This is a genomic window from Bartonella sp. PS7NMGDW (genome assembly GCF_042193585.1).
In the GTDB taxonomy this organism is placed as follows: domain Bacteria; phylum Pseudomonadota; class Alphaproteobacteria; order Rhizobiales; family Rhizobiaceae; genus Bartonella; species Bartonella grahamii.
In genome coordinates, this window is record NZ_JBHILX010000020.1 from 1,778 (window position 1) to 12,683 (window position 10,906).

General features: G+C 36.9%; 8 protein-coding genes and 3 pseudogenes. All 11 read right to left on the bottom strand.

Translation table 11 applies throughout. From position 1 onward, the window contains the following. A pseudogene (locus ACFIKJ_RS08010) lies at window positions 1-856 on the bottom strand (hypothetical protein); the annotation flags it as partial. 789 nt (window positions 857-1,645) lie between these two features. Continuing rightward, a complete protein-coding gene (locus ACFIKJ_RS08015) occupies window positions 1,646-6,544 on the bottom strand; it encodes a Vomp family autotransporter (protein ID WP_375670437.1) in 4,899 nt (1,632 codons plus the stop codon). 446 nt (window positions 6,545-6,990) lie between these two features. Next, window positions 6,991-7,431, bottom strand: a pseudogene (locus ACFIKJ_RS08020) (YadA-like family protein); the annotation flags it as partial. Window positions 7,432-8,057: 626 nt separating this feature from the next. Next, window positions 8,058-8,252: a hypothetical protein gene (locus tag ACFIKJ_RS08025; RefSeq protein ID WP_375670439.1), complete on the bottom strand. Its 195-nt coding sequence runs from the start codon at window positions 8,250-8,252 to the stop codon at window positions 8,058-8,060. Beyond that, window positions 8,249-8,530, bottom strand: coding sequence for a hypothetical protein (locus ACFIKJ_RS08030; protein ID WP_375670440.1), 282 nt, complete (start codon window positions 8,528-8,530; stop codon window positions 8,249-8,251). Before ACFIKJ_RS08030 ends, ACFIKJ_RS08025 begins: the two co-directional genes overlap by 4 nt. Before the next feature lie 6 nt (window positions 8,531-8,536). Then, window positions 8,537-8,584 (bottom strand): annotated as a pseudogene (locus ACFIKJ_RS08035) (hypothetical protein); the annotation flags it as partial. Window positions 8,585-8,607: 23 nt separating this feature from the next. Then, window positions 8,608-8,994 carry a hypothetical protein gene (locus ACFIKJ_RS08040; protein WP_375627464.1) on the bottom strand — a complete coding sequence of 129 codons (387 nt, stop codon included), beginning with the start codon at window positions 8,992-8,994 and terminating at the stop codon, window positions 8,608-8,610. Beyond that, on the bottom strand, window positions 8,991-9,416 hold the full coding sequence (locus ACFIKJ_RS08045; protein WP_375670441.1) for a hypothetical protein: 426 nt from the start codon (window positions 9,414-9,416) through the stop codon (window positions 8,991-8,993). Before ACFIKJ_RS08045 ends, ACFIKJ_RS08040 begins: the two co-directional genes overlap by 4 nt. A gap of 113 nt (window positions 9,417-9,529) precedes the next feature. After that, window positions 9,530-9,790, bottom strand: coding sequence for a hypothetical protein (locus ACFIKJ_RS08050; RefSeq protein WP_375670442.1), 261 nt, complete (start codon window positions 9,788-9,790; stop codon window positions 9,530-9,532). A 25-nt stretch (window positions 9,791-9,815) separates the two neighbouring features. Then, window positions 9,816-9,959 carry a hypothetical protein gene (locus tag ACFIKJ_RS08055; RefSeq protein WP_375627466.1) on the bottom strand — a complete coding sequence of 48 codons (144 nt, stop codon included), beginning with the start codon at window positions 9,957-9,959 and terminating at the stop codon, window positions 9,816-9,818. Window positions 9,960-10,562: 603 nt separating this feature from the next. After that, on the bottom strand, window positions 10,563-10,906 hold a 344-nt coding region (locus ACFIKJ_RS08060), incomplete at its 5' end, for a YadA-like family protein (RefSeq protein ID WP_375627467.1).

The window sequence follows — 10,906 nt, forward strand, 5'->3', positions numbered from 1 at the left end:
AGGCCAGCGAATCATTGCCTATAGCAATACCTCTATTCCCCTTTGCATTTGCTTGATAACCCATGGCTATACTATTTGTTGCTGTAGCATTTGTAAAGGCACCTATAGCAATACCTCTATCCCCTGTTGAATTTGCACGATTACCTATAGCTGTACTATTTGTTGCTGTAGCATTTGTAAAGGCACCTATAGCAATAGCATCATCAGCTTTTACTGTTGCGCTAACACCAATACCGATCCCCTCATAATTTTTAACATCAGCTGATAAACCGATAGCTATTGCTCTTTCAGCTACTGCCTTCGCCGCAACACAACCAAGTATACCATTTGCATTCATACAATCTGGGTCAAATGCACCTATTGCAATACTTGAGTAAGTAGTTGCCTTTGCTTTATCGCCCAACATAACACCTTTATCATCTTTCGTGTCTCGCTGCAGTTCACTAACAGGAATGAGTTGTCTTGGTGTCAAAGTATTTATTGTGGAATTATTATCACTGTTACTAGAAAGAGTATTGACCAGAAAATTTGCGTAGTCACTGGTAGCATCCACCTTAGGTGTTGTCGCAACATTCAACGCTGTTATATAATTTTCCTTTGATGCATTAGAAGCATCTAACTCACTGTTATCGCCATCATAAGCAGAAATAACATTTCGTGGAGCTCCTACAACAGCGCTCTCGACACCTTCAAGGAATATTTTGCTTACATCGACATTTGCCGAAAAACTAGGAGAAACATTCGATAAAAACGCAACTATTGCAGCCAACAAAAGCGCCCTCACCAAAGACAACGGATAAGGAAAATGAATCCCATTTGCATCATCGTGTGCTAGTGTGACATATGATTTTTTCATAATAAATTCTCCAATGAAAAAACTTAAAAACACCTCCAAAACATAAAAAAGACATATTTTAGCATTATTGATCTTCTCGGAATTCAGAATGGAGGATCGTTGTTTAGCGTGTGAACGTTTTGAGTCTTTAGTTTTTTGCGCTTTCTGTGTTGAGGCTTAAATGTTTATTTTTGATTTATGTTTTTTGGACATAAAGGTAATACATTTAAAGTCTATGGGTTTTGATGTGCTGTTTTTCCTAAATAAAAAAGACGTATTGCATATTTAATATTACTTTTTACTTTGTGGCCTCTACTATAAAATCCTTTGAAAAAGGTTTTAGTTTTATTAGAAAGCATTTTTTTGTTAATAACAAGTAAAGTAGAAAGAAATTGTAATACGTTCGGGATATAGATTCCTTGGAAAATCGTTTTTTATTTAGGTTTTCTCTTTTTAAAATGTCATGTAATGATATATGCGTGATTTTGTGATGTGCCTTTTATTTTTACGCACTACTTATCTCCCCCTGAAAGTTATTTCATCAAAATGAGTCTTACTAATACACATTTCCGTATTATTATAGACTGTTCAAGAAAATAGCAACATAAAAATATAACTTTTTAGCAATATGGATTCTATTTGTGATATTTTTGCAATAAAAGCATATAAGGGTCTTCTATAAAACCTTAAAGTTTATATCGTCATCAAATATTATGCTTATCTCTAGATAAATACTGTACGTCTGTAAAAAAAATCACCCTCATTTCAATAAATAAGGGTGATTATTTGGTTCTGTTTTCGTTGTTCGTATTATTTTATTTTCAGAGTAATTGCTCCACCTATTCCCCAGTGACCACCAGCACTCGTAGCAGAGAGATTAGAGCGGATTTTTCCGTTCTCAGATGTATAACCAGCACCAAGAGCAAACGCAGATTGTCCACGCCATGCCCCGCTACCAAATGAGACACTCAAAGATCCTGGGTCGTCGAAGTAACGTAGGTTGGATACTGCTAGACCAACAGCGGCTGCTTGTCTTGCCTCTTTGCGTACACTCTTAATGTCATAACTTAAAATATTAAACTTCATATCTGTATATTGGTTAGCCCGATCAACAGCATCATCAATAGCATCGATAACGATATTATTCACCCGTTGATCTGTGTAGTGCTTTGATTGATCAAGAACAATTTTCATCTGCTGCTCAGTGTAGCCATGGAGCTGACCACCATTTACAGCTTCTTTTGATCCCTTCTCAATACGACCATCCGCAACATTATCAATCATAACAGGTTCACTTTCGTTGCCACCTTTTAGAGTAATCTTATTGGTCTTTTTACCATCAGCATCTTTATCATAGTTAACTGCACCATCAGAAAGATTATTAACCGTGTTCTCAATATTATCAACTCTGTTTTCAATATGGAAAACCGTTTCACCAATATCCGTAACCGTAGCGGAAATATTGTCGACTCTGTTTTCGATATGCTTAATATCTTTCTCAACGCCAGTGATACGTTCGTTGGTCTGCCAAAGCTGTCCGCCATTGACTGCATCTTTTGAACCTTCTGCAATTTTACCATCTGCTACATTGATAATCTTACTTTGTTGACCATCATGACTAGCGTCATAGGCTTTTTTCTGTTCATTCCAATTTAAACCATTGGACGAGACATTGTTTTCAACATTTTGAATGCGATTGTTTATCTTGGACATACTCTCACTCACGCCGTCAAAAGCATTGGCAACGTCATGATAGGTCTTCTTCTCACCAGAACTGCCGTCATTATTGAATTGTGCTATCTTGAAAGTAGGAGCGATCCATTGTCCATTATTATAGCCAGCGCCACCACCAAAATACGCAGCAAGCTGATTACTCATCAAATAAAGTTGCGAACCATTTACAGCATCCGTTGAGTTAGCAGAAATATCTCCATTGGCAAGAAACTTAATTTTGCTATTGGTTCTTCCCTCTCCATGCTGTGCTACAAATGCTTTCTCATCATTATTCCACAACAAGGCATCCCCTTTGACTTCTTGAGTAATATTATTGATTTGTTGTGTAAAATCATTTGTCACATTTATTAAATGATCATTCACATTCTTCACATTTGCATCAAGACCCGTCAAAGCGTCACCAACATTTTCAAAGGTTTTCTGAACCACCTTACCATCCGCAGAAACTGTAGATAAATTATACTCTGGTCCCCCAAAATAACCATCACTAAATTCCGCATTCCCACCAAAGTAATTTGCTATATCTTGGGAGATTTGATTAATTTGGTCCCCATTTACTGCATCGGTTGAATATTCAGCAATTTCGCCAGCTTTGACATTAAGGAGAGCTACTGGCTCTTTATTTTTATCGCCACCTAAAGTTATACTACCATAATTAACAGCACCATTTTCTTTATCGTAGAGAACTGCAGCAGCTGTTGTGAGATTAATATCCTTAGAAATCTTCTCTATACTTTTATCAAGCTGTTCTTTATTAACAGCTTCATCATTCCGCTCTGCAGCTTTTACACCGGAAATTGTACGAGCATCACCGTTCTTATTCGCAACATTGATTTTAGTTCCACCTGTTGCTTTACCAACAGTGATAGTACCTTCATTTTCCTCCTGCTTAACGAGGCTATTTTTCGTCGCATTCGTAATCTGATTTTGGATATTCGTGATAGAATTATCAACAGTACTAAAAGCAGATCCAAAATCATTATGTGGTTTGCCCTGAATAGTATACGTTGGCGCTTTACCATTAGATACATCTGCACCACCACCAAAATATTTTGATATATTTTTAGCAATTGTTGAAAGATTATTTGTGACAGTGGTAACATTCTGATTGGTCTCAAAGAGTTGTGAACCATTTACAGCATCGGTTGAATCTTCAGAAATATCTCCATTGGCAAGAAACTTAATTTTGCTATTGGTTCTTCCCTCTCCATGCTGTGCTACAAATGCTTTCTCATCATTATTCCACAACAAGGCATCCCCTTTGACTTCTTGAGTAATATTATTGATTTGTTGTGTAAAATCATTTGTCACATTTATTAAATGATCATTCACATTCTTCACATTTGCATCAAGACCCGTCAAAGCGTCACCAACATTTTCAAAGGTTTTCTGAACCACCTTACCATCCGCAGAAACTGTAGATAAATTATACTCTGGTCCCCCAAAATAACCATCACTAAATTCCGCATTCCCACCAAAGTAATTTGCTATATCTTGGGAGATTTGATTAATTTGGTCCCCATTTACTGCATCGGTTGAATATTCAGCAATTTCGCCAGCTTTGACATTAAGGAGAGCTACTGGCTCTTTATTTTTATCGCCACCTAAAGTTATACTACCATAATTAACAGCACCATTTTCTTTATCGTAGAGAACTGCAGCAGCTGTTGTGAGATTAATATCCTTAGAAATCTTCTCTATACTTTTATCAAGCTGTTCTTTATTAACAGCTTCATCATTCCGCTCTGCAGCTTTTACACCGGAAATTGTACGAGCATCACCGTTCTTATTCGCAACATTGATTTTAGTTCCACCTGTTGCTTTACCAACAGTGATAGTACCTTCATTTTCCTCCTGCTTAACGAGGCTATTTTTCGTCGCATTCGTAATCTGATTTTGGATATTCGTGATAGAATTATCAACAGTACTAAAAGCAGAACCAATGTCGTTATATTCAGTGTTCTGAATCGTATAGGTTGGTGCTTTATTAGTGACCACATCTGCACCACCGCCCAAATATTGAGATGTATTTTGAGAAATTTTTGCTAGATCATTCGTAACAGTGGCAATATTCTGATTAGTCGTAAAGAGCTGCGAACCATTTACTGCATCCGTTGAGTTAGCAGAAATGTCTCCATCCTTCAAAAATGTGAGTTTGCTGTCTGTCTTCTCTCCGTTTGCTTCATGAAGAGCAACAAATGCTTGTTCATTTTCGCTCCACAAAAGAGAATCTTTAGAAACACCTTCAATTTTCTGAGTAAAGTCATTGACTACATATGTTAAGCGACTATTCACATTCTTTACATTTGCATCAAGCCCTGTCAAAGCTTCACCAACATTATAAAAGACTTTCTGTTCTCTAGAACCATCCGCAGAAACAGTAGATAAATTATACTGTGGTCCTACAAAAGCACCATCGACAAATTCGGCATCACCACCAAAAATGCCTGCTACATCTGCGGATATTTTATTAATCTGGCTGCCATTAATTGCATCATTCGACCCTTCTGCAACTGTACCAGCTTGTACATTATGGAGAGCAACTGGTGCCGTAGTCTTATCACCACCCAAAGTCACACTATTATAATTAATGGTGCCATCTGCATCTTTATCATAAAGAACCGCAAAGCTATTTGCTTCTTTAATGACCTTAATACTGTCCGTGATATCTGCAATTTCACCATCAAGTTGTTTTTTATTAACAGCTTCATCATCATTAACTGCTTCTTTCACACCGGAAATTATCCTATCTTCACCCGATTTGTTTGCAACATTGATTTCAGACCCCCCTGTTGCTATACCAATGGTGATACGACCTTCTTCTCCACCATCTTGCTTGACAAGACTATTTGCTGCTATTTGATTTTTTATCTCTTGTAGCTGCGCAAAATTCACTGCATCAGTATCTTCTTCTCCGTTTGCAACTCCTGTAATCTGTTTATTGCCAGCATCAATACCATCCACAGTTATTTTAGCCCCATCAGCAAACAGAAAGCCATCACTACTCATAGAGGCGTTCCCTGCAGTGACACTTGCCACTGTAATATTCTTAGCTAGATCAAATTTTACATTATTGTCTTTCGCACCTTTTGTAATCGTAAGGTTGTCACTTGCAACTGACAAATCTACAGTATCTTTTATACCAACGGCTTTAGCATCTTTACCCCCAACGGATAGGTTCCAACCTTGGTCTACGTATTTTTGTAATGATCCTAACTGCGCAACATTCACAGCATCAGTACTATAAGTACCAGCTGCCACCCCTTCAAGCTGGCGCGTCATCTTATTTACATCATTACCAATAGTTGCTGGCCCCGCATTACTTTTCCATATCTCATTATCTACCTTTGACGGGCTTTTAGTGAGAAAATCGAAACCGGGAGCACCCGCACCCGCCTTACTCGAAGAACCGTCCCCAAGAATAACCTTTCCATACGCCCGCGTTTCAGGCCCAGACCCCATAACAGTTTCATTACTATCGGCCCTCACTCGTGAAGAATAAGCATTTAAGAATGCATCCCTAATATCATCTTGGTTATTATATCCGGCATCTATCGCGATATTACCTAGTCCTAAAGCGTGCGCTGTAGAGTCTATAGCAACACTTTTCCCCTTTGCCGTATATTTCTCTGGATCTAAAATAACAGCGCCACCCACTGTAAAGATATTTTGCGCATCTTTCCATACAGACCTTCCGTCGACTGTTAAAACATTTATGACAGAATTTTCCCCCCCCATACCACTTGTATAATCATTATAAGCAGAAAGAGTACTTTGCGGATAAACCACGGCAGCATTCTTCACATTTTCAAGAGATGCTTTTGTTAAATCGAGATTTGCTGAAAAAACAGGAGAAGCATTCGATAAAAATAATGCCACCGCAGTTCCTAACGAAGCTACTTTAAACAATGATGATCGATGATGTGAACGAGAAAAACTCAAATCACGTAGATTTTGTGTAGTATATATTTTCATAATACCCCCTCATAATAATAGATTAAAAACACAAAAAAGGTATGCTCTAGAACTCTAAAGCTTTCTTATTTCCCTTGCGTGTTCCTGCTTTTACAGCGTGTTTTAGGACATAAATAAAATTAAGACATAAACTGTTGTTTCTACAGCGTCTTTAGAGGGTAGTTAGAGGCAAGTTCGTGAAAGTCAATTTAAGGAAGGTAAAAAAACACTTAATATTAGAATTAATTTCGTTTTTTCTATCAAAGGTTGTGTGTCGTTTTTAGCTTTGACCTCTTTGAAAGAGATATAATTTTTGTACCTATTGATCATCCGTTTAGGCATCAGTTTATTTTTCGTGAATAAGATTTTTTACTTCATTAGAGGATTTATGAAAGCTTTTTACTAAAATGCCCCCGCTTTGATGAGGCAAGGGCAAAGAGCATATTTAAGAAAAGTTTTTTGCTTATCTAGTTCAGTATTAAATTAAGCCCAATACCTACACCCCAATGACCACCAGAACTCGTTGCGGAGAGATTGGAGCAGATTTTTCCATCTTCTGACATATAACCGGCGCCAATAGCAAATGCGGATTGACTGCGCCATAAACCACCACCAAATGATAGACTGATTTTTCCAGGAGTATCATCATAACTTAAATTAGACACTGCTAAACCAATCGCTGCTGCTTGTCTTGCCTCTTTCCGAACATCCTCAACAGTATAACTTAACGTTGCAAACTTCATATCCGTATACGAATTAGCCTCACTAACTCCATCTTTTACAAGATGAGAAACTTGCTCATCCGTATATTCTTTCGCTTTATCGAGAATCATATCTGTCTGCTTTTTCGTATAATCATATAACTGACCACCATTTACTGCTTCTTTCGAGCTTTCTCCTACCTTCCCACCCCCCTACCTCTACATTGATAATCTTACTCGCCTTCTTATTCTTATCAACGCCACGACCTGCATTAAATGCATTAGCAATATCGTTATAGCTTTTTTTTCGTCTTTTCCATGCCGAGCCACAAATGCCCCTGCTCCATTACTCCATAACAAAGCATTTTTCTCGATGTTGCCAGAAATTTCATTATGAAGCTTCGCGAAAACACTATTTATGCCAGCAAAAGCTGCTGCAATATTATCATAGCTGTTCTCTTCAAAGGTTCCATCATCTTTGAAAACTTTCAGCTTGAAACTCTGTACTGTCCATTCTTTATTCTCATATCTAGCACCACCGCCAAAATATTTTGCACGCGTTTGATTTAGTGAATAAAGCTGTCCACCCCGTCACAGCATCCGTGGAACTCTTTGTAATAGCTCCTGCCGAAAGGGATGTGATCTTGCTGTTTTCTTGCTTCTCTCCATGTTTTGCAACAAAAGCTTGATCCTTTGTGCTCCATGACAAAGAATCCTGCACATCCCCTCAGAGACTCCTTTAATACGATTATTGATATTCTTGATATTGTCATCAAGACTTGTAAAATAAGTTAGAGTGGCTATATGATTTCTCTATTACCGTACCTTTTTCATCAATCTGATGATAATTTATAAGTAAGAGCTGTAAAAATACCGTCGCTACAAGATGCTCCACTACCTAAAGATTTCGCAACTTTATCACCCAATGAATAAAGCTGACCGCCATTGACAACATCAGTGGAATTTTTCGTAATTTTATTTGCTACAGTATGAAGTGCAGCGGGAGCTGTAGTTTTTCCAAAAGTCACACCTTCATAATTAATAGTGCCCTATTAATAGTGCCATTTTCATTATTTGCTTTATCATAATAAACAACAGCAGAATCATTAGCAAGTTTCTCTAAACTTTCTTCAAGCTGTTTTTTTACTAACAGCATCATTGATGCTTTATCTCTCTTTGCTTTCTTAACACCAGAAATTATCCGTAATTTATCACTTTTATTCGCAATATCAATTTTATCACCATCTATATCCTTACCAATGGTAATGTGTTTCGTTGCTGTTTCCTGTTTTACAAAAATACTCACTGCTACTTATTTTTTTACTTCCTTCAGTTGTGAAAAATTCACTGCATCAGTATTGCGAGTTCCTTCTGCAACATTTGTTACTTTTTACTTGCCGCATTAATACTACCGGTAGTTATTTGCGGGCCATCAATAATTACTAAGCCTATTGCATCTACTTTTGTTTTCTCTCCTAATGTTATGCTTTTCAATACTATGTCATTAGCCAAACCAAATATGAGCTTATTTTCATCGTCCTTATCTCTTTGTAACCCTGAGATTACTTCCTCCGAATGAAAATTTATTGTACTATCTGGCACCAAAATCTTTAGCTGTCTCACCAGCAATAGACAGTTTCCAACCTTTTTTCTTACGACTTCTTCTAAATCCTGCAACTGTCTAAGGTTCACTGCATCGGCAGGTTTGCTACCAGCTGCTACGCCTATAATTTGTCGCGTTATGTTCTTACTAAGAATACCAATATTCACTTCACCTTTCGTACTTTTCTATTGAGATTCGGTGTTTTTAGCCGGTCCTTGCAGAAGAGACATATACCCAAAAACGCCAGCAGCCCTACCAGGTACAGAGTTGTTCCCGATAGCAACACCCCATCAACCGTCACGTTAGAATAGGAACCTATAAAATAGCTTCTTGAGAAAATGCATATGCACCCAAGAGCAATCGAACCATACCCTAGGGCTTTAGAAACGGCTCCTACAGCTATTGAATAATCACTCTTCGCAGTTGTATAATTATTATCTCCATATTTGCTCTTCTTATTATATTCACCACCTATTGCGACACTGCTTTTCCCCAAAGCGTGAGCCATATTGCCTACAGTAACGCTCCATTCTTTTTCCCCTTGCGTTCCACTACCTAAAGCAATACTTGTGTTTGGAGTACGTTGCATACCTGTAAATCGTTGCATTCTTGTAATGAAATCATGTCGCAAGGTGTCAGATCCATCGATAATCCTTGCATCTTCGTTGTTTTCAGAACTCATTGTAATTGTAGAGTTATTGTTCATAACCAATTGCGAATCGGTAAGAAATCTCTCACTAAAACCATCCTTACTCTTAATAGAAAGCGTATTGACGAGAAAATTGATATAGCCACTTCTGTAGAATCATCCACTATTGGTGCCATTGCTGCTGTATTAAGTGCTGTTAAATAACTTGCTTTTAATAAATCAAAACCTTTTGAGAGAGCCCCAATGCTGTTAGAGTTAGCATACACAGAAAGGAGCATTTTTCCTTGAGAATAGCTCTTTGTTGCTTTTTCCATGGCTTGAAGCAGCTGTTCTATTATATCAATTTTTCGCCAAAACAGGAATAGCATTCGATAAAAAAACAACTATCACAACTCCCAATGAAAACGTTGCTACAAACAACCGATAAAATAAACGCTGAAAACTTGAGCTATTTCCCTTGAATATGATCAATAATTTTTTCATAACAAACCCTTAACAAAAAACCATGTCTAAAACATAAAAAGACATATTTTGAATTGTAAAAATTTGCACTATTTGCTTTTCATACTCGTAATTAGATTAAAACAATTTGGAGAAATTAAACTTTTACTATGAAGCTACAAAAAAGGAAACTGATTAAAAAAACATAATATTTTGAATTATTCTATTCTTAAGATAATTTGTCATTTAAAAAACAAGACTTTCAATGAAAAGTTATAACGATATCAACATAAAGCATACATTTAAAACTATACGCAAATAAAAGCTAAAACTGTCTTCTTTTAATAAAGGGTATATTCGTATTTACATTGCTTGAAGCATTTTAATAAATCAAAATAATAGGATAGAGCAATAAGATTATTACCTAATTATCAAAGAAAAATAGCAATCAATTTTTTGAATCTTTACCACTAAGGTCTTTTATTCTCAACAAAATTTGTAATAAGCTTTTTATATTCGGATTTTATATAATTACGAGAGTTTTTACATTTAGAATAGCTTTAGAGAACTCTGGAAGAAGGTAAAAAAATTGCCCTTTTCTTAAATAAGAAAAAGGCAATTCAATTTTATGGATTTAATCGTTTATTAGTTGAGTATCACATTAACCCCTGCACTTATACCCCAGTGCCCTCCAGAAGTGGTAATTGACAAGTTGGAACCAATATCACCGTTCTCTGAAGTATAACCTGCACCAAAAGCAAAAGCAGATTGACTGCGCCACAAACCACTCCCAAATGCGATTGTTAATTTTCCAGGAATATCACTATAGCGTAAACCAGCTACCGCTAAACCAACAGCTGCTGCTTGTCTTGCCTCTTTTCGAACATCCTCAACAGCATAACTTAATGTCGAAAACTTCATATCCGTATACGAATTAGCCTCATTAACTCCATCTTTTACAATATGAGAAACTTTCTCATCCGTATACT

What these genes read in the sequence shown, in the direction of transcription:
- ACFIKJ_RS08015 (WP_375670437.1), bottom strand. Translation starts at nt 6,544, where the DNA reads ATGAAAATATATACTACACAAAATCTACGTGATTTGAGTTTTTCTCGT.
- ACFIKJ_RS08045 (WP_375670441.1), bottom strand. Translation starts at nt 9,416, where the DNA reads ATGCAACGTACTCCAAACACAAGTATTGCTTTAGGTAGTGGAACGCAA.
- ACFIKJ_RS08050 (WP_375670442.1), bottom strand. Translation starts at nt 9,790, where the DNA reads ATGGAAAAAGCAACAAAGAGCTATTCTCAAGGAAAAATGCTCCTTTCT.
- ACFIKJ_RS08055 (WP_375627466.1), bottom strand. Translation starts at nt 9,959, where the DNA reads ATGAAAAAATTATTGATCATATTCAAGGGAAATAGCTCAAGTTTTCAG.